Genomic DNA, 24,769 nt, shown 5'->3' on the forward strand with positions numbered 1-24,769 from the left:
AATTTATTTTTTTACTAAAACAATTTTTGCATTATCATTCCGGGCTATTTTTTCCCTGAAATCCCTGTAACCGTCATACTCGGTATTAGCATATAGCCCTTCATTTATTACAAGCGATCTTTTATAAAGTATTTGGTTTCCTGTTACAACATATTCTGTTTTATATTCCCCAAATTTATCTGAAAGTACAATATTATCAGGCTTTGCTTCAATTTCATAGCCCTCAGGCAGGGTAATTGTTATTTCGTCTGTATCATAAAAGCCTCTTGATATTTCAAACGGGTTTTTCCGGTTGCGGTACCTGTGCGGTATACCGGTAATCTTATTAAATGCATTAAGGGCAAACATCATCCTGTTGCCATTTATATTACCGTAATTTTCAGCTTCAATACTAATACTTTCTGTAAACTCAGCTTTTTGTTTATTGTTTATAAGCTGGGTATTTTTAATTTTAAGGTTATTTATGTTGCTGAATCCGGATTTATAAAACTTATCCAAATCTTCGGCCGATTTGCTTTCCAAGTAGTATTTATTGTCATACTGTGTCCCTTTTGATACAATCTCAACAGAACCTGATATAGCACCATTTGCTGTTATTGCATAATTACCTTTAGATAGCTGGGTATTTCCTTTGGTGTTATATTTATGGGTCTTTACAATTTCCCCCTTTCCCGGCTTAACCAAAAGTGCAAGCCTGTTATCAGTAAAATCTCCCTGAAAGCCAAATGGCAATGTCTGGCTCGTACATTCCAGCCAAACATAATTATTTTCATTTGGTATAGCCAGTATTATATGGTTGCCCTGCATAGAAACAAAATCGTTTTGCAAATCACGCCTTGCCCTGTCGCCATAAATTACAGTGTAGTAAGCTTGAACACCAACAACATTAAGCAACGCACGGGTGTAATTGGTTAATGCCTTACAGTCGCCATAACCCAGCCTGTCCACATCTTTTGCCTTCATAGGCTTCCATCCGCCTATACCAAGCTGTATACTCACATACCTCGTTTTTTCCTGAACATAGTTATATACTATTCTTGCCTTGTCCATTGGGTTAGTAACCCCTTCGGTAAGGCTTTTTATTTTTGTAATGGTTTCATCCGAAAGCTCGTCTGTACCTGTCAGTAAATTATCATACATCCATGCCCCGAAATTTTCCCAACTCTCACCTTCGCCGTCAACACCTTCTAAGTGAAATTTATTAAGCCCGAAAAGCACATGCGGATAAATTTTACTAAATGCTGGCGAATAGTCTTCATTTTTAGCCGCCGGTATGTTTTCTACGCTTAAGGTTAATTTCCCGGCTTCTTCTGACTTGTTAAGTTTTATACCCTCAAAGTTATAGGCTTTATATTTAAAGCCGAGTTCAGCCTGTGCATTAATTGTATATATCGACTTTTCAACAGCAACATACAGTGCTTCCATAGGAGACCATGAGGGTATAAAAGCTGTATTACAAGATTCTGTCTCGCTATCATAAACCACTGTAAAAGGGTATTGGACTGGGGTATAGTCAAGATACAGCACTTTGTTATCAGTAATGATAGAGCCTGCTGAAACTGATTGCTCTTTAAAGTCTCTTTTTTTGATTTTTTTTATCTCGCCGCCCATAGCATTATATATAACGGCTTCAATAGATTTAATTTTTGTTGAATTGTCAAAATATTCAATAGCATTTATCCTGTTAAGACCTTCAGCATTTAATATTGTAATAATCCTATGGGTTTTTATGTTGATTGACCTGCGGGAAGGAATGGAAATATCAACTTGGTTTAACCGTATCACTGCATTGGCATCTTCTTTAAGGCTATCCGGTAGTGTAAACGCATTTAGTTTGCCCTGCGCATTAGTAAATTGAAAAAGTGATAAAATGGCAAGGAAAATGAAATTTCTTAAAAACATGTTAAAATTTATTTTCCCAAAATTAGATGTTTTTTCGAAAAATGAAAATTTTACTCTTTATTTTTAGTATCTATAATAATAGTTACAGGCCCATCATTTATAAGTGCCACCTTCATGTCTGCACCAAATTTTCCTGTTCCTATTTTTTTCCCGGTTTCATTTTCAAGCCGGGTAACAAAGTATTCATATAAAGGGATGGCGGTTTCGGGCCTGGCAGCTTTAATATATGATGGGCGGTTGCCTTTTTTGGTAGCTGCGTGCAGTGTAAACTGGCTTACCACAATAATATTACCTCCAATTTCCTGCACCGAAAGGTTCATAACACCGTTTTCATCTCCAAAAATGCGGAGCCTGGTAATCTTACCCGCAAGCCATTCTGCATCCTCATTTGTATCCGCATCCTCTACTCCAAGCAAAATTAAAAGGCCTGTTTGTATTTCAGCTTCCTTTCTGCCTTCTATTGTTACAGATGCCTCACTTACCCTTTGTATAACTGCCCGCATTATTCATTATCAGTATTACGCCCATCACCATAAATATCAGTCCGGTAATTATCATCTTCCCCCTCCAGCATCTGGAGGTAACTGCGGTAGCGCGACCATGCAATTTCATCATTTTCAAGCGCTTCTTTTACGGCGCAGTGTGGCTCGTCCTTATGCAGGCAGTTGTTGAATTTACATTGATCTTTAAGTGCAAAAAACTCAGGAAAATAATCTCCGAGCTCATCTTTTTCCATATCAACAATTCCGAACCCCCTAATGCCCGGAGTATCAATTATTTTAGCACCAAAATCAAGGTCAAACATTTCAGCAAAAGTAGTAGTGTGCTGTCCCTGGCTATGCTGTTCTGATATTTGCTGGGTTTTTAAATTGAGGGATGGCTGCAGGGTATTTATAAGGGTTGACTTACCTACTCCCGAATGGCCTGAGAACATGCTTACATTACCCTGCATTTCTTCTTTAAGCTCTGCTATGCCTTTACCCTGAACCGATGACACCCGCAGGCATTTATAACCAATGGTGCTGTACACATATTGCAGGTATAGCTGCTCGTCCAGCATTTCGTCGGTAAAAGTATCTGTTTTATTAAAAACAAGCACAGCCTCTATATCATATGCTTCGGCAGTAACAAGAAAACGGTCTATAAAACTGGTGGTTGTAGGAGGGTTGTTTATAGTAACCAAAAGAAAAACCTTATCAATATTTGATGCTATAATATGAACCTGCTTTGAGAGGTTTACCGATTTGCGGATAATATAATTCTTGCGCTCATGAATATTGGTTATAACACCATTACCGCTTTCCTCTGTTTCAAAATCAACTATATCGCCTACAGCAACAGGATTGGTACTTTTAATACCTTTTATACGGAATTTGCCTTTTATACGGCATTCATAAAAAGCGCCATCATGTGCTTTAACGGTGTACCAGCTTCCTGTAGATTTATAAACTAATCCTGTCATTGCAGCAAAGATAGGTTAAAACACATTATGGATTATTTATAATTTTTTCCTGATGCTCTATGCTTTCCTGGTGTATAGCCCTGAAAAGCTGAAGTAAAAATTCTTCACTCAGCTTTTGCTGCTTTCCTTCACACACTATTTTTTCCTGTACTTCTTTCCAGCGTTTCGTTTGCAGTATGGCTACATTGTTATGCTTTTTTAATTCACCTATTATATCTGCAATCCGCATACGGTCGCCCAGTATTTTAACAAGGCGGGTATCATACTCATCTATTTCCAGCCTCAGTTTTTCAATTTCGCTGTTAAATGCCGGCGTTTCATCCGTTTTTTTCCTTATAACAAGGTTTCCCAATATTTCTTTAAGCTTTTCCGGTGTCACCTGTTGTGCGGCATCGCTCCAAGCCTTATCAGGGTTGTTGTGGGTTTCAATCATCAAGCCGTCATAATTCAGGTCAAGTGCCTGCTGCGATACCTGCTGTATCATATCACGCCTTCCGGTAATGTGCGAGGGGTCGCAAAGTATAGGAAGGTCAGGATACTTTTCATGAAGTTCTATGGCAAGCTGCCATTCCGGTATATTCCTGTATTTTGTTTTCTGGTAGGTAGAAAAGCCCCTGTGTACCACACCCAGGTTTTTAATACCTGCATTATAAAGCCTTTCCACACCGCCCAGCCAGAGTGCCAAATCAGGGTTAACCGGATTTTTAACCAGTACAATTTTGTCAGTGCCTGTAAGCGCATCGGCTATTTCCTGTACAGCAAAAGGGTTCACTGTAGTGCGTGCTCCTATCCACAATACATCTATATCATTTTCCAGAGCCAGTTTAACATGATTGGCATTGGCAACCTCAACAGCCATAAGCAATCCTGTTTCTGCTTTAGCTTTACGCAGCCACTCCAGCCCTATGGCACCTACACCCTCAAAACCACCCGGGCGAGTGCGGGGCTTCCATATACCTGCACGATATATGCTTACCTGCGATTTTTTTAGCTGCCTGGCAATATCAAGCACCTGCTCCTCGGTCTCGGCACTGCAGGGCCCTGCAATAACTAATGGTTTTTGGTGGCCCAATTCATTAAGCCACCCCCTCATTTCAATACTGTTCTCCATCATATAAGTTATGTATACAAATTTAGTGCTTTTAGTAATAACATTATCCTTATAATAAAGCGGCTGCACAACCGTTTTCTTACTACTTTTGCTTAAAATAAAATGCCATGTCAATAGAAGTTAAGGATATTTCCAAAAATTACGGCAGCCAAAAAGCGCTCGATGCTGTTTCTTTTTCAGTAAATAAAGGAGAGATAGTAGGTTTTTTAGGGCCTAACGGGGCAGGAAAATCTACATTGATGAAAATACTTACCACTTACCTGAATGCTGATGAAGGTATTGCCCTGGTTAATGGAAATGATGTGGCTACACAGCAAAAAGCGGTACAAAAATCTGTTGGTTACCTGCCGGAGCATAACCCCCTGTACCTTGACCTGTATGTAAAGGAATATTTAGCCTTTAATGCAGATGTTTACAAAGTGGATAAATCAAGAATAGATGAGGTTATACAGCTTACAGGCCTAACGCCCGAATCGCACAAAAAAATAAGTCAGCTATCCAAAGGATACCGCCAGCGTGTGGGCCTTGCCGCTGCACTTCTGCATGACCCCGAAGTGCTTATACTTGACGAGCCTACAACCGGGCTTGACCCAAACCAGCTTATTGAAATACGTGAACTGATTAAAAATGTAGGCAAAAACAAAACCGTATTCCTTTCTACACATATTATGCAGGAAGTTGAGGCTATATGCGACCGGGTAATTATAATAAACCACGGGAAGATTATTACCGACAGGAAACTGGGCAGCCTGAATACTGACAGTAAAGGCCAGATTATTGAAGTTGAATTTGACCTGCGTGTTGAAGAACAGTTATTACAACTGATACCACATTTGGCCTCTTATAAAAATGTACATGATTTTACATGGGAGCTGACGTTTAAAACGGATAAGGATATGCGCCCTGCACTGTTTGACTTTGCCCATGACAATGGTTTAAAAACATTACAGCTTACGCACAAAAATAAAAACCTTGAAACCTTATTCAGGGAAGTAACAAAAAAGGAAGAGTAACTACTGGTATATAACTTTACCCGTATATAGCCTTTCAACCTCAACTATCAAAGGATTGTTTTTAAGCAAGAGGTTTCCTGTAGAGTACAATGTACCTTTTACCTCTTGTTCAGGATGTACTATGATATTATTGGAACTGCGATGAAAAACATACAGCTTTTGTATTGTAAGGTTGCTGCCTTCAAAACGGGCATCGCCGGAGTAAAAGGCTATTGATGCATTTTCTGCTGTTCCTGATATATTGAAGTATGCCGACTGGTTATCATTAACTGTAAGTTGGCTGCAATTGACAGTAAGCGTGAATGTACCCGAAGCTGTTTCATTATAAATACCGGATTCCAGCGTAAGTTCAGGAAAATTTAAAACCCCGTCAGACCGTACCTCAAACTGCGAGGCCGAGTATATTTTTTGAAGTGCCGGGGTTGTAACATAAACTATTGTACTGTTGTAATCCCTAACCCAGTTACAGTTATTGGAATTGGTAAGGACAAGCTGGTTATCTTTCACTTCTGCCCTTATGTATTTCTTTAAATTTACACCTGTTTTTATAGTAACCAAAGGCTGTTCCCCTTGTTTAACCACAAGCGCTATGCCTTCTGAAACAGTTATGGAGTTAAATTCACCAACAGGAATTTCATAAGTTATTTCACTGCCTGAATTTTTAAAACATTGGGGCGCAGTGCTGCAGGCCGAAAAAAGTACGGCTAAAAAAGCATAGTATATTGTTTTCTGTATCATCAAATTACAGCCTTACTCCAATTCCAAATTCCATAACCTCTGCCTTTGCACCATGCGTTTTTAAAGATAGGGCACTAAATATTGTATTGCCAAAATAGTATTTAAGCCCTATACGCTGGTACATACTCCCTGTTGAATTAAATGGCTCATACACATAAAAACCTGCCTGTGTTTCAACCGACAGCCTGTTTATAAACAGCTCATGCCCTATAAATATGCCCATCTTCCGGTAATCAGTATTTTCATCTACATTTTCTTCAGGATAGGCAACTGATTTATATTTTATATATTCCTTTAAATATTTTGGCCAGAAAAAATCTGCTCCCAACTGAAAGGCGCTTTTCCTGTTCCATCTTTTATCAGCATAAAAAGATAAGGCATAATAAGGATATTGCCCGCTGCCTATAACGTCGCTTTCATTTACACCGCCACGAAAAGCAATATTATATTTTATCTTTTCACTATACTTAATTACGGTATCATAAACACTTTCACGCCTTTGCAGCCTTTCTCCGAATGTGTAATTAATACCCATGTTTACAGCAAACGTATTAGTACTGGTATTAGGGGCTTTCATGCTGGCATTGGAATGGTGTATAAAAACAAGCCCCGACTGTACCCCAAGCCCCTGCCATATATCCTGCTTTGTAAAATTCAGCATAAAGTAGGTAGAAGGCATTACATGGGCTCCATAGGCATAATTGCGAAAATTAGTATCGCTGTCGTAAGGGTTAGTATTGTAGGCGATACCCTGCCCCACCCTTAACATAAGGTGCCTTTTTAAAAAGTAAAAACTGTAATGCGCATAAAGGCCATACATATCTCCAAGTATTTCATTTTTCAAATCCTGGTAATGAAAAGAAAAACCGTAATCAGGATAATTATAGGACGGCTGCCAGCTCTTCCTGCCGAAAGTTTTCCTGTTTAAACTTATTATTATCCCTTCCGGATGACCGGTGATAAGGTGTTTTATAGACTTTCGGTGGGGTATTATATTACCATAAAAATAACTGGCATCAATATTATATTTACCGCTTGCCTGTCCCTGTGCCTGCAGGAAAAATGGCAAAAGCAGTAATAAAAAATAGAAATACCTCATTTTATTGTTAATGAGGCAAATATATAAATTACAAACAGTTAATCAGAAAACTTCTGCGGCAACAGCCTTTATATTATCAGATTTCCCCATTGAATAATAATGCAATACCGGTATCCCTGAAGCAATAAGCTCTTTACTTTGGGCTATGCACCATTCTATACCTATTTGCTTTACAGCTTCGTTATCTTTAGCCTTAATTATTTCCATCACCAGCGCATCCGGGAGGTCAACCTTAAAACGGTGCGGTATCTGGTTAAGCTGCTTCTTAGTAGAAATAGGCTTTAATCCCGGTATAATGGGCACTGTTATCCCTTCCTTCCTACATTTATCTGTAAATGCAAAAAATTTCTTATTGTCAAAAAACATCTGGGTAACAATATATGCTGCCCCATTTTTTATTTTTTGCTTCAGGTGGTAAATATCGGTGTCAAGGCTGGGTGCTTCCATATGTTTTTCAGGATACCCGGCAACACCTATACAAAAATCGGTTGCCGAAGTATTTTGCAGGTCATCATCAAGGTAAACACCGCGGTTGAGGTTGCTTATCTGCGTAACCAATTCTGCTGCATATTCATTGCCTTCCTTTTCCGGCCGGAAATAAATTTCGCTTTTAACGGCATCCCCCCGCAGTGCAAGCACATTTTTAATTCCTAAAAAATCCAGGTCAATTAAAAAATTCTCTGTATCCTCCTTAGTAAAGCCTCCGCATAATATATGGGGTACGGCATCCACCTGGTATTTATTTTGTATGGCAGAGCATATCCCTACGGTTCCGGGTCGTTTTTTTACTATCTTTTTTTCAAGCAGCCCATTAGGAAGTTCCTTAAAAGCATATTCTTCCCTGTGGTATGTTACATCTATAAACGGAGGTTTAAACTCCATTAAAGGGTCAATACTGTCAAAAATAGATTGTATGTTCTGCCCTTTTAAAGGAGGGAGTATTTCAAAGGAAAACAAGGCTTTTCCATTTGCTTTTTCTATATGTTCGGTTACTTTCATGTCTACTTTTACTTAATTAATCCGCTATGTTAGGGTTAAGCCATTTAATAGCCTGCTCAACGGGTATGTTCCTTCTTTTTGCATAATCCTCCACCTGGTCCTGCTTTATTTTTCCCAACCCGAAATACTTGCTTTCAGGATTAGCAAAATAATACCCCGATACTGAGGCAGCAGGCCACATGGCAAGGCTTTCTGTTAGTTTTACCCCTATGCTCTCCTCTACTTTTAAAAGTTGCCATATTGTATTTTTCTCCAGGTGGTCGGGGCAGGCAGGGTATCCGGGTGCCGGGCGAATGCCTTTATATTGTTCTTTTATAAGAGCTTCATTATTCAGCTTTTCATCTTTTGCATAGCCCCATATTTCTTTACGGATTTTTGCATGCAGGTATTCTGCAAAAGCCTCGGCAAGCCTGTCAGCCAGGGCTTTTACCATAATGGCATTGTAATCGTCATGCATTTTTTCAAATTCAGCTGCTTTTGTATCAGCACCAAAACCTGCAGTAACGCAAAATGCGCCTATATAATCTGTGCTGCCTGAATCAGCAGGGGCAATAAAATCTGCTAAAGCAATATTGGGCGCACCCTTTGTTTTTTTGGATTGTTGCCGTAATGTGAGAAAAGTGCCCAGTATATTACCCTCATTATCCTTAACCTGAATATCATCATGGTTTATACTGTTGGCGGGAAAAATACCATAGACTCCTTTAGCCTGAAACCAGTTTTCATCAACTATCTGCTTAAGCATTTGCTGCGCATCATTAAACAAAACCTGAGCCTGTTCGCCCACTACTTCGTCCTTTAAAATATCGGGGTATTTGCCATGCAGGTCCCAGGCCTGGAAAAAAGGAGTCCAGTCTACATAACCTGTTAAGTCCTGTAATTTAGGAAGTATGGTAGCTACACCTGTAAACCCCGGCTGCGGAATTTGGTATTCATTCCAGTTTACCTGCAATTTATTAGCCCTTGCCTCATCAATAGTGAGAAAATCCTTTTCCCGTGAGCGGTTAAGATAACCTTCCCTCAGCCTTTCATATTCCTCTTTTATGTTTTTTACATATTTTTTTTTATTGCCGGGGTTAACAAGATTGCCTGCTACGGTAACAGCACGGCTCGCATCATTTACATGCACCACAGCTTCTTTATATTCGGGTGCTATTTTAACAGCAGTATGCGCCCGTGAGGTAGTGGCTCCGCCAATCATCAGCGGTATGCTTATATTAAGCTTTTCCATCTCGCGGGCAAGGTAAACCATTTCATCAAGCGACGGGGTTATAAGGCCGCTAAGCCCTATAATATCTACTTTTTCTTTAACGGCAGTTTCAATAATCTTTTCCGGGGGCACCATAACCCCCATATCTATAATTTCAAAATTATTGCAGCCCAATACTACCGAAACTATATTTTTCCCTATATCATGTACATCTCCCTTAACAGTAGCCATTAATATTTTTCCTGCGCTGCTACCAGCCCCCCCCGCCCCCAAAGGGGGAGCTTTCAACTCCTGCAAAATTTTATTTAATGTTAATTCTAAAGAATATAAAACATTATCATTTGTAAAACGGATAACCCTATAACCCTGCTCATTTAACCAGGCCGTTCTTTCCTCATCATTTATTTTATTCTCAGGCAATTGATGAATTAAACCATCTACTTCTATTATAAGATTTTCTTTAAGGCAGATAAAATCTGCTATATAATCACCAATTATATGCTGCCTCCTGAATTTGTAGCCTTCAAGGTTTTTATTATTGAGCGCATACCACAACAAACGTTCAGCTTCGGTAGGTTTGCTGCGCATGGTTTTGCAAAACTCCTTTAATAATTTATAATTGACAGGGTTTGCTGTCTTCCAATGATACTGTGTTTTAACTCCCCCTTTGGGGGTAGGGGGGCTTTTTTTTGCTTCCTCAATATATGGTAACAGGTAGGCTACAGCTTTTTTCATAACCCTTGCAGATTTAACCACCTGTGGCAAAAACATTTTACCTGAACCAAACAGGTCGCCTACCACATTCATGCCTGCCATCAGGTTTACTTCAATAACCTCTATTGGCTTTGCTGCATGCTTACGGGCTTCTTCTACATCCTGCTCTATATATTCATCAATCCCCTTTACCAATGCATGTGTTAACCGCTCCTGCAATGGCAGTGCCCTCCACTCCTGCTGTTGCTTAGCCGTTACCCTACTTTCTCCTTTAAGGTTTTCTGCATAAGCCAAAAGCCTTTCGGTGGCATCATCGCACCTGTCAAGCAATACATCTTCCACATGCTCCAGTAGTTCCTTATCTATTTCATCATATACTTCAAGCATTTCCGGGTTTACAATACCCATATCCATACCGTGGCTTATGGCATGGTATAAAAATGCCGAATGCATGGCTTCTCTCACTTTATCATTACCTCGAAAAGAAAATGAAACGTTGCTTACACCACCGCTTACATGTGCATGAGGCAGGTTTTGCCGAATCCATTTTGTAGCGAGGAAAAAATCGACTGCATTTTTACGGTGCTCCTCCATTCCCGTAGCTACCGGAAAAATATTGGGGTCGAAGATAATATCTTCAGGCGCAAAGCCTACTTTATTAACGAGTATATTATAACTCCGTTGGCAGATTTCAATACGCCTTTGGTAAGTATCGGCCTGGCCCTGCTCATCAAAAGCCATTACAATTACAGCTGCGCCATACCTTTTTATCTTTTTGGCATGTTCAATAAAAACATCTTCTCCTTCTTTAAGGCTTATTGAGTTTACAACACCTTTACCCTGCACTACCTTTAAGCCGGCTTCTATGATTTCCCATTTAGAGCTGTCTATCATTACTGGCACCCGGGCAATATCAGGCTCCGATGCTATAAGGTTAAGAAAAGTAGTCATGGCTTTTATCCCATCAAGCATACCCTCATCCATATTAACATCAATAATCTGGGCACCACCCTCTACCTGGGCACGGGCTATATTCAGTGCTTCCTCAAATTTCTCCTCTTTAATAAGCCTCAGGAATTTCCTTGAGCCTGTAACATTGGTACGCTCCCCAATATTTATAAAATTGCTTTCAGGGGTTATAATTAAAGGCTCAAGCCCTGCAAGTTTTAAATATCTTTTTTCTGTTACCATTATATTGCAATACGCTTTTTTTGTGGTTTATAATTTTTAACCGCTTCTGCAACAAGCTTTATGTGGCTGGGTGTAGTGCCACAGCACCCCCCTATAATATTAACCAGGCTTTCATCAAGATACTGTATTACAAGCTCCTGCATTTGTTCGGGTGTCTGGTCATATTGGCCAAATGCATTGGGCAATCCTGCATTGGGATGTGCAGAAATATTTAAAGTAGTGTTTTGTGCCAGCCTTTTAAGGTATGGGCGAAGTTGGTCAGCTCCCAAAGCACAGTTAAAACCTACACTTAATAACGGAATATGTGATATGGAGATAAGGAAAGCCTCTACTGTCTGCCCTGATAGTGTCCGCCCCGAGGCATCGGTAATTGTACCGCTAACCATAACAGGTATATCCACACCTTTTTCTTCCTTTACCTCATCAATAGCAAAAAGCGCAGCTTTGGCATTAAGTGTATCAAATATGGTTTCTACAAGCAAAATATCAACACCGCCATCCAACAGGGCGGTAACCTGCTCTTTATAGGCTGCCACAAGCTCGTCAAAAGTTATAGCCCTAAACCCGGGGTCGTTAACATCGGGGCTCATACTTGCGGTACGGTTGGTAGGCCCTATTGAGCCTGCCACAAAGCGTGGTTTGTCAGGCTGGACAGCAGTAAATTCATCGGCTGCCTGCCGTGCAATGCGCGCCGACTGGTAGTTCAGCTCATATACCAAATGCTCCATATGGTAATCGGCCATACCTATACTGGTGCTGCTAAAGGTATTGGTTTCAACAATATCGGCCCCGGCTTCAAAATACTTTTGGTGTATTTCCAGTATTGCCTGTGGCTGTGTAAGGGAAAGCAAATCGTTATTGCCTTTTAACAGATATTGAAAATCCTTAAAACGCGCTCCCCTGAAATCTTCTTCGGTAAAGGCATAACGCTGCAGCATAGTGCCCATTGCACCATCCAATACCAATATACGGTCATTTAAAATTTCCTGAATTTCTGACATTCTTTTTTAGTTATCATGTTACTAAAAATATGTCATCAAAAAGGCAGTGAGAATATTGCGACAAGCAATATTACATGTGTTATCTATCCGCATTACTGTGGTAGAATGTAGCACCTTCTTTAAAAGATAAAGGGTTGCTAAGGCTTCATCGGGTCTATTCCCTCTGCCTTTCGTGATAACATATCAATCTGTAAAGAACATTGCAAAGTAATACAATAAAATTTTATAAAGCAAGTGCGTTTTGTTTTCGTGCTACTTTAACTATGGCATCCAGCAATACACCTGCCGCCAACTGAGCGCTATTGCCATCTGCCTGTAAAAATGCATATCCAAGCCCATGCGAATCGGCCAGGAACTTTATACCTTTCTCAAAATTATCAGGTAAAAACTGCAGGGTTTCATTAATAGATACTATACTAAAACCACTTCTTATAAAGTCGAGGTACTCTGCCGGCAGCGATGGGCTGGCAGTGGCATCAACAATTATAAGGTTTTCCAGGTTGTTACCCATTACATAATTCAATACATCTTCCATTTTAAACGGAATGGCAAACTGTATAAAATTCGCTTCCCATGCAAATGCCGTACCCTCTTTTTCAAAAAAGGCAACGCTTGAGTTAGTGATTACAGGAAACCTTACATCCAGCCTTTTGCTTTCGGCAAGGCTGTCTTTTTCTTTTAAAACTTTTTTAATGAGCGCGCTCCCGGTATTACCAATACCAAAAAGCACTATATTTATCCTTACAGGCATATTTACTTTTTTTAAAACTGCCTTTAGCCAAAAAGCCGAAGGCAGTTTAACAAACAAACAAAAAACAACTTAAACAACTATATTTTTTAATTGTAACTGTACTGCTTGTGCAGCAATACATTTACAGGAGTATTATTTACCAAAGTATTATAAACCGGGCTCCTCAACTGTACCTCATTCAGCCATTTTTGCAGCACTTCCGGCTTTGCCGATGCGGCAGGCTTAAGAGTAATTTCTATTTTACTGAATCCCGGCCTTTGCTGCCCTAAACTGCCAATACTGCCTGTTATTTCAATCTGCAGCGATTTTAATTCAATTCCCTGTTCGGCAGCCACAAGCTGCCCCAGCGCATTGATGCATCCTGCAAAGCCTGCAAGCAGGTATTCGTAGGGATTTGGCCCTTCCAGTTCAGGAAATTTTGCATTCTGGCTTATCCTTAAATCGGTATTTAAAGTTTTAACCACAAACTGGCTGTTATTTCCGGTGTACCCAAGTACATTAATTGATTGTGTATTCATAATGTCCGTTTTTTTGATGATTTACTTAAATAAAAAAGGCCCTTTTGGTTTTTGCCAAAAGGACCCGTATCTGAATTATAAAACTAAAGATTAAGTCATGTCTTTTGGCAACAATAGCAATAGCGGTGCATCCATGTATAACATGTGCGCTGCATATATTGTGTATGTGTATAAATGTTCATAATATCCTTTATAGTTACTGTGAACAAAAAAGCCCCTGCTTTGTTTTGCAGGGGCTTTCTTATGCTTATATATTTACTTTTAAAATATGGCAATATCAGTCCCTGCAGATGGCTTCCACATGGTTGTATGACGATATTGGCAAATAATAAAATTCATTTCGTGTTATTTTGAGTAACAAACTTCAGAACTATTTTTGAAATACGCAACACATTTTTTCAATTTTAACACTCAATCGTTTTCCCTGCATTTAAACAGGAAATAAATTAGTATTAAACATTTTTTTTATTACTAAATGGTTTTATACATTTGCACAAGTAAAATCAAAAAGGAGGAAAGATTTGTACTGATTGCAACCTCATTAAAAAATGCTAAAGCAGGAATACTTCGCTTTGGTTGCATAACATTTACTACCTCCCTTAAATTTAAATAGTAGTACTATGGCATATTTATTTACGTCAGAGTCAGTAAGTGAGGGGCACCCTGATAAAATTGCTGACCAGATTTCAGATGCACTGATTGATAACTTCCTTGCTTTTGACCCCGATTCAAAAGTGGCCTGTGAAACCCTTGTAACTACAGGGCAGGTAATACTTGCAGGTGAGGTAAAATCTAAAACTTATCTTGATGTACAGCAAATTGCACGCGATGTAATAAAGAAAATAGGCTATACCAAGAGCGAATATATGTTTGACGCTAATTCCTGCGGTGTACTATCTGCCATACATGAGCAATCACAGGATATTAACCAGGGAGTTGACCGTAAAACAAAAGAGGAACAGGGAGCAGGCGACCAGGGAATGATGTTTGGCTATGCCACTAATGAAACCGAGGAATACATGCCTCTGGCACTAAACCTGTCGCACAAGCTTTTACAGGAACTGGCAGCACTTCGCCGCGAAAATAAAGAAATAACATACCTTCGCCCTGATGCCAAAAGCCAGGTTACGCTGGAATATGATGATAATAATAAGCCTGTGCGTATAGACGCTATTGTTATTTCTACCCAGCATGATGATTTTGCCGATGAAGCTGCCATGCTTGCCAAAATAGAAAAAGATATTAAAGAAATACTTGTGCCAAGGGTTATAAAAAACAATCCGCAGTATGCACATTTGTTTAATGACAAGATAAATTACCATATTAACCCTACAGGTAAATTTGTTATTGGCGGCCCACATGGCGATGCAGGCCTTACAGGCAGGAAAATTATTGTTGACACCTATGGTGGCAAGGGTGCACACGGTGGCGGTGCATTTTCGGGGAAAGACCCAAGCAAGGTTGACCGTAGTGCTGCATATGCTACCCGCCATATTGCCAAAAACCTTGTTGCTGCCGGCGTTGCCGATGAAATATTGGTGCAGGTATCATATGCTATTGGGGTAGCCAAACCAATGGGTATTTATATTAATACCTATGGTACTGCCAAAGTGAAACTTAATGATGGTGAAATAGCCAAAAAGGTAGAGCAGATTTTTGACATGCGCCCTTATTTTATAGAACAACGCTTAAAACTCCGCAACCCAATATATAGTGAAACAGCAGCCTATGGGCACATGGGCCGTAAGCCTGAAACTGTTACCAAAGTGTTTTCAGCACCAAATGGTGAAGAAAAAACACTTGAAGTGGAATTGTTTACATGGGAAAAGCTTGATTATGTTGATAAAGTAAAAGAAGCTTTCGGATTATAATAATAAAAAAGCCCCGCATCTGCGGGGCTTTTTATTATTATTTCTTCTGCATTTCTGCTTTAAGCTCTTCTATTTTTTTATCTACTTCGGCATCTGTTCCTTCAAAAACCTTTTCTTCGGTTTTTATTTCCTCTTTACTGGTTTTTGTGGAAATTGTTACGGTTGCCGTTACATTTCCATCTGCATCCACCTGCCTGTCTACAGATATTTCCTGGCTTTCCTCCTGCCCTACTACAACCGGCTGCTCAATAACTGTTGCCGACTGTACATTTACAGGCTCGCCGCCATCGGCATGCCCGCCCAGTATCGGCGCAATTACAAGCCCTATAAGGCAGGTAAGTTTAATAAGTATATTCATAGATGGCCCCGAAGTATCTTTAAAAGGGTCTCCCACAGTATCGCCCGTAACGGCAGCCTTATGTGCATCAGAACCTTTGTAAGTCATTTCCCCGTTAATCATGACACCTGCCTCAAAAGATTTTTTGGCATTATCCCACGCACCTCCTGCGTTATTCTGAAAAACAGCCCATAACACTCCTGATACTGTTACCCCAGCCATATAACCGCCAAGCATTTCGGCTACAAGCTGGTTGTCTTCAGGGTAAATCAACATTCCCAGTAAAACTATTGCAATAGGGAAACCTATGGTCAGCAGGCCGGGCAACATCATCTCCCTTAAAGCTGCCTTTGTAGATATAGCAACACATTTACCGTATTCCGGCTTTCCGGTTCCTTCCATAATACCAGGTATTTCCTTAAACTGCCTTCTTACCTCATATACCATATCCATAGCAGCACGCCCTACTGAATTCATTGCCAAAGCAGAAAATACAACAGGTATCATCCCGCCAATAAACAGCATGGCAAGCACTGGAGCCTTGAATATATTGATACCGTCTATGCCTGTAAATGTTACATAGGCCGCAAATAATGCAAGAGAGGTTAATGCCGCCGAAGCAATAGCAAAGCCTTTTCCTGTAGCCGCAGTAGTATTTCCAACTGAGTCTAATATATCGGTACGTGTACGCACTTCTTTGGGTAGTTCACTCATTTCTGCTATACCTCCTGCGTTATCTGATATAGGCCCGAAAGCATCAATGGCAAGCTGCATGGCTGTTGTTGCCATCATTGCCGAAGCTGCAAGTGCAACGCCATAAAAACCTGCAAGCGCATAAGAGCCCCAAATTGCACCTGCAAACAATAAAATAGTTGGAAAGGTAGAAACCATACCCGTAGCCAGGCCCGCAATAATATTAGTACCTGCCCCTGTACTGGATTTTTGAACAATGGCAAGTATTGGCTTTTTGCCCAGACCAGTATAATATTCGGTTACAGAGGATATAATGCCCCCTACAAACAATCCTACCAATGCAGCCCAAAATACATTTAACGATGAAACTTCTTTAGAGCCTTCACCATAAAACTCCATCTGCATTGTGTCAGGCAGCATATACTGCACAAGGAAATAACTTGAAACCGCCACTAAAATAATAGAAACCCAGTTGCCCACATTAAGCGCGCCCTGTACCTGTGCTTCTTTTGCATTGTTATCCTTAATCCTAACCAGCAATGTGCCTATTATAGAAAACAATATACCAAAACCTGCTATAGCCATCGGCAGTAATATTGGCCCTATACCTCCAAAAGCATCGGTAAAGCCAGGATTATCTGTTACAATATCGCGCAATACATAATTACCCAATACCATAGCCGCCAAAACTGTTGCCACATAAGACCCGAAAAGGTCGGCTCCCATTCCTGCCACATCACCCACGTTATCACCCACATTATCTGCAATAGTGGCTGGGTTACGCGGATCATCTTCCGGTATTCCTGCCTCAACCTTACCTACAAGGTCGGCTCCTACGTCAGCAGCCTTTGTGTATATACCCCCGCCTACACGGGCAAACAAGGCAATAGATTCGGCTCCTAATGAAAAGCCTGCAAGTGTTTCCAGCACTATTGTCATTAATTGCTGCGGGGTTTGCTGCACCCCTCCGTAAGCAGCGGCTGCCCACTGCCCTTCCATAAAGTAATGGTAAAACAGTATAAAAAATGCTGTTAAGCCTAGTACTGCAAGCCCGGCAACACCTAGCCCCATTACAGTACCACCGCCAAATGACACTTTTAATGCCTGCGGCAGGCTGCTTCGTGCTGCCTGTGTAGTCCTCACATTTGATTTGGTAGCTATTTTCATACCCATGTTGCCTGCAAGAGCCGAAAAGAAGGCCCCGAAAATAAATGCAACCACAATAAGGTAATCGGTAGTGGGCACTATGTAGGCTATTACTGCCAGTGCCGCACTGGCTATAAGTACAAAAAAGGTTAATAATCGGTATTCCGCTTTTAGGAAAGCCAGCGCGCCCTCATATATGTAATCTGAAATCTCTTTCATTTTACCATCCCCGGCATCCTGCTTTAACACCCATGATCTTTTAGCTGCCATGAAAAGCAACCCTAAAACGGCCATTATTAACGGCACATAAATCATTATAGAGTCCATATAAATTGTTTGGTTTGATTGTTAATATATTGTAAATATAACAAAAACCAAAACAGAAAAAGCAATACTCTGTAAAGAATATTGCTTTTTAGAATTATGTATTTCAAAGTTTTTTACCTGATACTGAACAGTTCTTCAGGTTTATTTTCTAAAGATTCAAAACGGTCAACACACTTGTCAATAATTTCACGTGCTTCAGTAACATCGCCCCAGCCTTCCACATCAACTTTTTTCTGCTCAAGGTCTTTATATACCTGGAAAAAGTGTTCTATTTCTTTTAAAAGATGTGGATTAAGGTCGCTAAGGTCGTTTAATTTATTCCAAACAGGGTCGCTAACAGGAACACAAACAATTTTTTCATCCGGGCCTTTTTCATCAGCCATGTGGAAAACCCCAATAGGCTTAACTTCCATAACACACCCGGGAAAAGTAGGCTCGGTTACTAAAACAAGCACATCAAGCGGATCACCATCCAGTGCAAGTGTTTCAGGAATAAAGCCATAATCAGCAGGATACATCATAGATGAGAAAAGCATCCTGTCATAGCGTATTTTTTTTAATTTAAAATCATATTCATACTTGTTCCTGCTTCCTTTAGGAATTTCAATAAGAACATCAAAAGTTTTTAATCTTGCTGCTGACATTTTTTTCTAAATAAAAATAAATTATTTTTTGTTTTTAAGCGGTTGCAAAAGTAGCACAAAAATACTGTATAGCAAGTGTAAAACCTATCAATGTAATATGTTATTGAACAGGTTTTACAGAAATTTAACCTGTATTGACCAACTTTATGCATTAAAATAAAAAGCCTCCAGTATATGGAGGCTCTTTAAACATACTATAGTAGCCAGCTTTAAAAAAATTCTGACTCTGTTTTTGTACAGTTATAATAGCAGCCATTTTCATTGCAATAGGCTATTCTCTGCCCGTCTATTAAAAGATATTCAAGGTTACAGCCGCTTGCACAACCCCTGCAGGATGTTGATATAGAGGCAGCACCTTTTATCAGTGAAAATTTACCCTGGCTTAAATGAAGCCATACGCCTATGGAAGTTTCATACTTGTCCGAAGCTATAAGCATATAACCATAATCAATTGCGTTTGTTGCCTTCTTCTTAACAATAGCCAAACTTGTAAGTGTGGTACTGTTACCCTCTTTGTCGAGAATGTCATTTAAATCATTTAAAAGTAATTCTGGAGATGCTGTAATTACATAATTCCCATTACCTTCATCCGTGCCTATATCTCCATCCCATACAGAGCCCCTGTATGCAATTTCAGATTCATTATTAACTGCACTCTCTTCGGCATTCATAGTTGTATCCGATTCATTGGTACAACCAGTAAAAAATGCAAAAAGCAGTAATGGTAAAATTTTTAGTAGTGTAGTGGCTTTTTTCATGGCAATTACTTTAGTGGATTACACCACTAAAGGTAAAGCAATCAACGCTTTTGATGCGCCAATGAAATGTTAATTATTTAATCATGAAAATGATTACCTTATTTCCTTTTCAATCTTGGTGCAGTCAGAGCATGCTGAGCAGTATAAATATTTTTTACCCGAAACTATTTTAACGGAAGGGAGGCATCCATCAGCGCAACCACCGGTACATATAATAAATCGTCCCAGTCCATTTTCTACGCTGTCAATTTTTTCAAAATAAAAAGTATTGCCCTTTAAGGTGAGTAGAGAGGCTATTTTTGATTTACTGCTTTTACTTTCTGCCAAAAGCATATAATAATCCGACACAGAATCTCCTTCAGTCTTTCCTTTTACTATACGGAAACTGTTTATATTATCTTCTGCATTCTCGTTGCGCAGTGCTTCTTCCCAAGCCGGCTTTATAACATCTATATTAGTGATAAGGTAAGAGCCATTATCATTTTTGCCCACAGCCTTTTCAAGATAGGAGTTTTCAGCAGGCAAACCTGCTTCACCCTCTGCTTCATTACCAGCCTTTCCGGCAGTATCTTTACATGCTATAAAGAGTAAGGAAAGGGTAAACAAGATAAACAGATACTTTTTCATATAGGCATAAGTAGATTGCAGCGTAAAGTTATTAAAAATAGAAACCAAAAGTACCTTTAACCGTAAACTTATTAGCATCGGGCAGATTGAGGTAATTACCACGCCATGAAAAATCTATCCTGAATACTTTAAATATATTACCTATACCGGCATGATATTCCCAGTAAACATCTTCGGGGGCGCGGTAGGTTATACTTGATGCATTCAGTTTAATATTATCTTCTGATACTGTGCCATAAACTCCTTTTATGCCAACAATTTCCCTTAAATTTAAATCCCGCAGCCAAGGAACCCTTGAAAACAGCCTCCCATTAAAATTATGCTCAAGGTGCAGCGAAACATATTCGTCGGCCACAAATTCATAATAGTTCATGTTGTTATACGTGTTTTCTATTATAAAATAGGACTGGTTGCCGGGTATTATACCCATAAGCCCCAATGGCACATCGCCAAAAATCTTTCCGGCTTCAAGTGTTGTAAATAAGCGCCCGAAACCACCTACCAAAACAGGCTGCCTGTAATAAAACTGCAGCTTCTGGTAATTAAAGTCGCTGTTGAATATATCTTTTATCCCCTGTGAAAAATTAAGGTATAACCTTGCATAATTATAATCAACATCGGTACGTTCCACCCCATAGCCTACCGTTTTCCTGAAGGGTGTATAATCAACCAAAAGCCCATACTCATACTGGTTTATTTCACCTTCAGTCCCCTTTGAGGGGTCGTTCGGGTCTATATAATAATCCATATTAAAAGTATTAGGCGACGCTGTCCTTAATGTGCGGTAGGATAGGCTGGTGCGGAATACCAGGTGTTTAACCGGCTCAATTTCTGCAGCAAAAGTGGAGAAATTTACATTTGTAAGCTTACTGTTATCGCCGCTGGCAAAAATAGCGGAAGAGGCAAAACTGCGCCCCAATACATCAGAGGTCGCTGTAAGGCTGACACCTATCTGCTCAACATCCCGGCGGTTTCCGGCAGAAAGTATTACACGTTTTTTCTCGTTAACCATCCACTTGCCCGATATGCCATACTTAAATTTATTATCCTTAAAACCATAAGCAGTATAACCCTCAATACGCCAGGGGTCATTCTGCCCAAAATAAGTACGCCCGCCGGTGCGCAGCCTAAGGCCCTCCACATCATTATATCCTACTGTGGAGAAAATAGGCCCATAATCAAAATTACCCATTTGGTAATAACCACTGCCCAGGGTGGCCACAAGCGTGTACATCCGTTTAAATTTAGGCACTGTTTTTAAGGTGTCCAGCATTTTGTAAATACCCTTTTCATCCTTATTCAGCGATTCAAACCTGTTCTCTTCCCAATATTCATCCGGCTTGTTATGTATGGACTCATCATAATTATTTACCTCCTGGGTATAAAATTCCGAAGGCTTCTTTTTATTGAACTCATAATCACGGTACAGCGTAGTACGCTTTCCATATACACCTTTTGATTCTTCCTTTTTCCGCAGCGCAAAATCCGACATCATATGGTCGCGCTTCAGTAGGAATACGGAATCATTGAGCACATCAAACTCCTGCTCAATATAAATATCCTTCACCCAGTTAATATTAGCACCTTTGCTTGCCGCCATACTAATTTTTTTGATGGCATAGGTAGTATCGTTTACCCAGAAATTCCCTTTAAAAGTCAGTTCATTCTTTCTACGGGGGTAAAAAACAATATTGTAGCACCACTTGTTATCTACATAGGCACTGTCATGAAGTACATAGTTATATACATTAATACCTGTGCGCGATAATGGGCTTACAAAATCCTTATCAAAAAACTTCAGGTAATTGTTATAAATATCATACTCGGCATACAGGTCTTTAATAAAAGCTATAATCTGCTGGTTATTGCTAAAGCCTGAGTTTTTATTGGCTTCAATAATTTCCTTTTTATCATTGGTGGTATTATCGCCATATACCTTACCTATGCTTTCATTTATAAATATTGGCAGGTAGGTTTTCCCTGTAACGCTTGATGTATCTACATGCTTAAATATAAACTCCATACCACGGAACAGCTTGCTTGCCATAAAGGCACTGTCAATGCTGTTCATATCAAACTCTACCTTTTCATATTTATCATATTTATACTGGTCAAACATATGGAGGCCGTTTTTACGCCTCCTTTCCCATATTTTTCGAAGTATATCAATAGCAGGATTGTTTTTTTTGGATGTTTTACCTGAATAAAGCACTATTTCTTTTAGTTCCTGTGCTTCGTTTAAGGTAATCTTAAGGTTATAATTAACCGCTTTATCCAGTTTTACCTCTTTAGGGGCAAAACCCACAAAAGAAATTATCAGTTCATTATATGTGTTATCCGATTCAAGATAAAATTTACCGTTTTCATCGGTAATCACACCTTCACTGGTGCCCTTAAAATAAACATTTGCATAAGGTATAGGCTGGTTTGTGTCATCCACTATTAGCCCCCCAACCTTGGTTTGCGAAAAAACGGCTCCCGAAAAAATCAGGAAAAACCAGTAAAATAGTATTTTGTGCTTCATATATGCATATAAACAAAAAACTTCACCATATATTATGATGAAGTTTCAAATATAGTCGATTATTCAATTACTTATACATAACTTTCTTAACCGCCTTAACCACATCACCTGCATTAGGAAGCCACTCTTTTAAAAGAGCCGGAGAGTATGGTGCAGGGGTATCGGCAGTAGTAATCCTTTGTATAGGTGCATCAAGGTAATCAAAAGCCCTTTCCTGCACTATATAGGTAATTTCCGAAGCAATGCTGCCAAATGGCCATGCCTCCTCAAGCACTACAAGCCTGTTGGTTTTTTTAATTGAGTTAAGTATCGTATCATGGTCCATAGGGCGTATAGTCCTTAAATCTATAATCTCGCAGCTTATGCCTTCTTTTTCAAGCTCATCAGCCGCAAGGAAAGCCTCTTTTAAAATTTTACCGAAAGAAACTATGGTAACATCTTTACCCTCGCGTTTAACATCGGCAACACCAAGAGGGATAGTATACTCACCTTCAGGCACTTCACCTTTATCACCATACATCTGTTCCGATTCCATAAAGATAACCGGGTCGTTATCGCGGATAGCTGATTTAAGCAATCCTTTTGCATCATAAGGGTTAGACGGTACAACCACTTTTAATCCGGGAGTATTTGCATACCAGTTTTCAAAAGCCTGGCTGTGTGTTGCCGCAAGCTGCCCTGCCGAAGCCGTAGGCCCGCGGAATACAATAGGGATATTGAATTGCCCAGCCGACATTTGGCGCATTTTGGCTGCATTATTTATAATCTGGTCAATACCTACAAGCGAGAAGTTAAATGTCATGAACTCCACAATAGGCCTGTTACCATTCATGGCAGAACCTACTGCTATACCTGCAAATCCAAGCTCCGCAATAGGTGTATCAATTACCCTTTTAGGCCCAAATTCGTCAAGCATGCCTTTAGAGGCCTTATAAGCACCGTTATATTCGGCAACCTCTTCACCCATTAAGTATATAGATTCATCGCGGCGCATTTCCTCGCTCATCGCTTCGCAAACAGCTTCCCTGAATTGTATTGTTCTCATTTTAATTTTAATTCCTTTAAAAGTGAATGGCAAAAATAAAACATTTAATTATAATTTGACATCTTAAAAATACAATTATACGGCTCTTTATTTGATATTTTCTGTCTTTTAGAAAAGTAGTTGTACAAAAAACTGTTTTTCTTGAACAATTTATATCCAAAAAGTTAGCATTGCACATAAATTGTAACTGACATTTATTTATATTTAGCACAACAAGAATTTAACTAAGCTTGTAAGTAATCCATGAAAAAAATTATTATCCTTTTGTTCCTTTTTGCAGCAGTTATTGCAAGTGCAAATGAATATTACAGCGCAAAAATAAAATTCCTTGATGGTGATGTAAAAGAAGGCTATGCCGAGTTACCTTCAAACCAGTTACTTGATAATGCTATTAAATTTAAAGAATCAGAAAAAGGAAAATTAATTCGATATGATTTCGATATAATTCAATATATAATTTATCACACCGACTCGGGTAAAGAGTATTTATTTGAATGGAAAAATATAAAGTCAATATATGGTTCGAAAAAGAATCCAAAGGAGAGTAATCCTACAATAAAATACTGGTCGCTAGTGGCTTTTGCCAACCCTGCCATAAAATGTTATCGAACAGCAGACGTTTATTATATTGATGAGGAAGAGGAAATCCAATTCATTATAAAAAATAATATTGGATTGGCTTCAGTCAGTATTTCTTTTCTGCGCCCCAATGAAGAGGTACCTACAATGATAACCTCCAGCAACATGGAATCGCAAAACATGCTGGGGCGGGAAAGTAAATTCAGAAAAAGTGCCGCTTACTATTTTAAAGACATTCCTGAACTCGTAAAACGCATAGATAATAAAGAATTAAAAGCCGAAAACATTGGCGAATTGCTAAAAGCATATCTTGTGTACATGGAAAATCAAAATTCCAAAAAATAAATATTTAACTGGAATATGGAAGATTGCGCCAAAATGCACATTAAGCAATAATAAGCCATTATTCAAACATTTTTTTAGTACACACACATTTTTTCTGGTTCTTTTTTAAAAATATATTATTTAATATGCATGCATAGTTTTTTATTCCGATAAATTTAGTATTT

General features: G+C 39.3%; 20 protein-coding genes and 1 riboswitch. Of the genes, 3 read left to right on the plus strand and 17 right to left on the minus strand.

Annotated elements, in window-relative coordinates; all coding sequences use genetic code 11:
* Positions 1-3: 3 nt before the first annotated feature.
* Genes GSF09_RS06685 through GSF09_RS06700 form a run of 4 tightly spaced genes read right to left on the minus strand, consistent with a single transcriptional unit; the run spans position 4 to position 4,475 of the window.
* On the minus strand, positions 4-1,902 hold the full coding sequence (locus GSF09_RS06685; RefSeq protein WP_159800168.1) for a DUF3857 domain-containing protein: 1,899 nt from the start codon (positions 1,900-1,902) through the stop codon (positions 4-6).
* 50 nt (positions 1,903-1,952) lie between these two features.
* Positions 1,953-2,405 carry a D-aminoacyl-tRNA deacylase gene (gene dtd / locus GSF09_RS06690; protein ID WP_159800169.1) on the minus strand — a complete coding sequence of 151 codons (453 nt, stop codon included), beginning with the start codon at positions 2,403-2,405 and terminating at the stop codon, positions 1,953-1,955.
* Positions 2,405-3,364, minus strand: coding sequence for a ribosome small subunit-dependent GTPase A (gene rsgA, locus GSF09_RS06695; protein ID WP_159800170.1), 960 nt, complete (start codon positions 3,362-3,364; stop codon positions 2,405-2,407). The genes dtd and rsgA overlap by 1 nt, the downstream gene beginning before the upstream one ends.
* A gap of 25 nt (positions 3,365-3,389) precedes the next feature.
* The gene (locus GSF09_RS06700) at positions 3,390-4,475 is read right to left on the minus strand and encodes a bifunctional 3-deoxy-7-phosphoheptulonate synthase/chorismate mutase type II (protein ID WP_159800212.1); all 1,086 of its coding nucleotides are present in this window, start codon (positions 4,473-4,475) and stop codon (positions 3,390-3,392) included.
* A gap of 107 nt (positions 4,476-4,582) precedes the next feature.
* Here GSF09_RS06700 and gldA point away from each other — a divergent pair, with 107 nt between their 5' ends.
* Entirely contained in the window at positions 4,583-5,488 is a 906-nt protein-coding gene (gldA, locus tag GSF09_RS06705; RefSeq protein ID WP_159800171.1) for a gliding motility-associated ABC transporter ATP-binding subunit GldA, read from the plus strand.
* Here the strand turns inward: gldA and GSF09_RS06710 are convergent, their stop codons facing one another.
* The 7 genes from GSF09_RS06710 to GSF09_RS06740 all read right to left on the minus strand — a co-directional run bounded on the left by GSF09_RS06710 (position 5,489) and on the right by GSF09_RS06740 (position 13,709).
* Positions 5,489-6,226 carry a head GIN domain-containing protein gene (locus tag GSF09_RS06710; protein ID WP_159800172.1) on the minus strand — a complete coding sequence of 246 codons (738 nt, stop codon included), beginning with the start codon at positions 6,224-6,226 and terminating at the stop codon, positions 5,489-5,491.
* Positions 6,227-6,230: 4 nt separating this feature from the next.
* The gene (locus GSF09_RS06715; RefSeq protein WP_159800173.1) at positions 6,231-7,325 is read right to left on the minus strand and encodes an acyloxyacyl hydrolase; all 1,095 of its coding nucleotides are present in this window, start codon (positions 7,323-7,325) and stop codon (positions 6,231-6,233) included.
* Between the two features lie 42 nt (positions 7,326-7,367).
* Positions 7,368-8,324 carry a methylenetetrahydrofolate reductase [NAD(P)H] gene (metF, locus tag GSF09_RS06720; protein ID WP_159800174.1) on the minus strand — a complete coding sequence of 319 codons (957 nt, stop codon included), beginning with the start codon at positions 8,322-8,324 and terminating at the stop codon, positions 7,368-7,370.
* Between the two features lie 16 nt (positions 8,325-8,340).
* The gene (locus tag GSF09_RS06725) at positions 8,341-11,439 is read right to left on the minus strand and encodes a vitamin B12 dependent-methionine synthase activation domain-containing protein (protein ID WP_159800175.1); all 3,099 of its coding nucleotides are present in this window, start codon (positions 11,437-11,439) and stop codon (positions 8,341-8,343) included.
* Entirely contained in the window at positions 11,439-12,440 is a 1,002-nt protein-coding gene (locus GSF09_RS06730) for a homocysteine S-methyltransferase family protein (protein ID WP_159800176.1), read from the minus strand. Before GSF09_RS06730 ends, GSF09_RS06725 begins: the two co-directional genes overlap by 1 nt.
* Before the next feature lie 76 nt (positions 12,441-12,516).
* Positions 12,517-12,622: riboswitch (SAM riboswitch) on the minus strand.
* A gap of 41 nt (positions 12,623-12,663) precedes the next feature.
* On the minus strand, positions 12,664-13,191 hold the full coding sequence (locus tag GSF09_RS06735) for a hypothetical protein (RefSeq protein WP_159800177.1): 528 nt from the start codon (positions 13,189-13,191) through the stop codon (positions 12,664-12,666).
* Between the two features lie 86 nt (positions 13,192-13,277).
* The gene (locus tag GSF09_RS06740) at positions 13,278-13,709 is read right to left on the minus strand and encodes an OsmC family protein (RefSeq protein ID WP_159800178.1); all 432 of its coding nucleotides are present in this window, start codon (positions 13,707-13,709) and stop codon (positions 13,278-13,280) included.
* Between the two features lie 620 nt (positions 13,710-14,329).
* Between GSF09_RS06740 and metK the strand changes: the two genes are divergently transcribed.
* The gene (metK, locus tag GSF09_RS06745; RefSeq protein WP_159800179.1) at positions 14,330-15,580 is read left to right on the plus strand and encodes a methionine adenosyltransferase; all 1,251 of its coding nucleotides are present in this window, start codon (positions 14,330-14,332) and stop codon (positions 15,578-15,580) included.
* A gap of 37 nt (positions 15,581-15,617) precedes the next feature.
* Here the strand turns inward: metK and GSF09_RS06750 are convergent, their stop codons facing one another.
* The 6 genes from GSF09_RS06750 to GSF09_RS06775 form a co-directional block, all read right to left on the minus strand.
* A complete protein-coding gene (locus GSF09_RS06750) occupies positions 15,618-18,083 on the minus strand; it encodes a sodium-translocating pyrophosphatase (protein WP_159800180.1) in 2,466 nt (821 codons plus the stop codon).
* Between the two features lie 113 nt (positions 18,084-18,196).
* Positions 18,197-18,727, minus strand: a complete 531-nt coding sequence (locus tag GSF09_RS06755; RefSeq protein ID WP_159800181.1) for an inorganic diphosphatase — start codon at positions 18,725-18,727, stop codon at positions 18,197-18,199.
* Between the two features lie 209 nt (positions 18,728-18,936).
* Positions 18,937-19,485, minus strand: coding sequence for a hypothetical protein (locus tag GSF09_RS06760; RefSeq protein WP_159800182.1), 549 nt, complete (start codon positions 19,483-19,485; stop codon positions 18,937-18,939).
* A 93-nt stretch (positions 19,486-19,578) separates the two neighbouring features.
* On the minus strand, positions 19,579-20,112 hold the full coding sequence (locus GSF09_RS06765; protein ID WP_159800183.1) for a hypothetical protein: 534 nt from the start codon (positions 20,110-20,112) through the stop codon (positions 19,579-19,581).
* Between the two features lie 31 nt (positions 20,113-20,143).
* Positions 20,144-22,636, minus strand: coding sequence for a DUF5686 and carboxypeptidase-like regulatory domain-containing protein (locus tag GSF09_RS06770; RefSeq protein WP_159800184.1), 2,493 nt, complete (start codon positions 22,634-22,636; stop codon positions 20,144-20,146).
* A gap of 67 nt (positions 22,637-22,703) precedes the next feature.
* Positions 22,704-23,681, minus strand: a complete 978-nt coding sequence (locus GSF09_RS06775) for a pyruvate dehydrogenase complex E1 component subunit beta (RefSeq protein WP_159800185.1) — start codon at positions 23,679-23,681, stop codon at positions 22,704-22,706.
* A 243-nt stretch (positions 23,682-23,924) separates the two neighbouring features.
* Between GSF09_RS06775 and GSF09_RS06780 the strand changes: the two genes are divergently transcribed.
* Positions 23,925-24,605, plus strand: a complete 681-nt coding sequence (locus GSF09_RS06780; RefSeq protein WP_159800186.1) for a hypothetical protein — start codon at positions 23,925-23,927, stop codon at positions 24,603-24,605.
* Positions 24,606-24,769 lie beyond the last annotated feature (164 nt).

Source organism: Flavobacterium sp. MK4S-17 (assembly GCF_009848495.1).
GTDB lineage: Bacteria > Bacteroidota > Bacteroidia > Flavobacteriales > Flavobacteriaceae > Flavobacterium.

Excerpts from the sequence above, each read along its gene's own strand:
- GSF09_RS06765 (WP_159800183.1), bottom strand. The coding sequence starts at position 20,112 with ATGAAAAAGTATCTGTTTATCTTGTTTACCCTTTCCTTACTCTTTATA.
- metF (WP_159800174.1), bottom strand. The coding sequence starts at position 8,324 with ATGAAAGTAACCGAACATATAGAAAAAGCAAATGGAAAAGCCTTGTTT.
- GSF09_RS06760 (WP_159800182.1), bottom strand. The coding sequence starts at position 19,485 with ATGAAAAAAGCCACTACACTACTAAAAATTTTACCATTACTGCTTTTT.
- dtd (WP_159800169.1), bottom strand. The coding sequence starts at position 2,405 with ATGCGGGCAGTTATACAAAGGGTAAGTGAGGCATCTGTAACAATAGAA.
- GSF09_RS06700 (WP_159800212.1), bottom strand. The coding sequence starts at position 4,475 with ATGGAGAACAGTATTGAAATGAGGGGGTGGCTTAATGAATTGGGCCAC.
- GSF09_RS06730 (WP_159800176.1), bottom strand. The coding sequence starts at position 12,440 with ATGTCAGAAATTCAGGAAATTTTAAATGACCGTATATTGGTATTGGAT.
- GSF09_RS06735 (WP_159800177.1), bottom strand. The coding sequence starts at position 13,191 with ATGCCTGTAAGGATAAATATAGTGCTTTTTGGTATTGGTAATACCGGG.
- metK (WP_159800179.1), top strand. The coding sequence starts at position 14,330 with ATGGCATATTTATTTACGTCAGAGTCAGTAAGTGAGGGGCACCCTGAT.
- GSF09_RS06775 (WP_159800185.1), bottom strand. The coding sequence starts at position 23,681 with ATGAGAACAATACAATTCAGGGAAGCTGTTTGCGAAGCGATGAGCGAG.
- GSF09_RS06725 (WP_159800175.1), bottom strand. The coding sequence starts at position 11,439 with ATGGTAACAGAAAAAAGATATTTAAAACTTGCAGGGCTTGAGCCTTTA.
- gldA (WP_159800171.1), top strand. The coding sequence starts at position 4,583 with ATGTCAATAGAAGTTAAGGATATTTCCAAAAATTACGGCAGCCAAAAA.
- GSF09_RS06715 (WP_159800173.1), bottom strand. The coding sequence starts at position 7,325 with ATGAGGTATTTCTATTTTTTATTACTGCTTTTGCCATTTTTCCTGCAG.
- GSF09_RS06710 (WP_159800172.1), bottom strand. The coding sequence starts at position 6,226 with ATGATACAGAAAACAATATACTATGCTTTTTTAGCCGTACTTTTTTCG.
- GSF09_RS06780 (WP_159800186.1), top strand. The coding sequence starts at position 23,925 with ATGAAAAAAATTATTATCCTTTTGTTCCTTTTTGCAGCAGTTATTGCA.
- GSF09_RS06685 (WP_159800168.1), bottom strand. The coding sequence starts at position 1,902 with ATGTTTTTAAGAAATTTCATTTTCCTTGCCATTTTATCACTTTTTCAA.
- GSF09_RS06755 (WP_159800181.1), bottom strand. The coding sequence starts at position 18,727 with ATGTCAGCAGCAAGATTAAAAACTTTTGATGTTCTTATTGAAATTCCT.
- GSF09_RS06750 (WP_159800180.1), bottom strand. The coding sequence starts at position 18,083 with ATGGACTCTATAATGATTTATGTGCCGTTAATAATGGCCGTTTTAGGG.
- GSF09_RS06740 (WP_159800178.1), bottom strand. The coding sequence starts at position 13,709 with ATGAATACACAATCAATTAATGTACTTGGGTACACCGGAAATAACAGC.
- GSF09_RS06770 (WP_159800184.1), bottom strand. The coding sequence starts at position 22,636 with ATGAAGCACAAAATACTATTTTACTGGTTTTTCCTGATTTTTTCGGGA.
- rsgA (WP_159800170.1), bottom strand. The coding sequence starts at position 3,364 with ATGACAGGATTAGTTTATAAATCTACAGGAAGCTGGTACACCGTTAAA.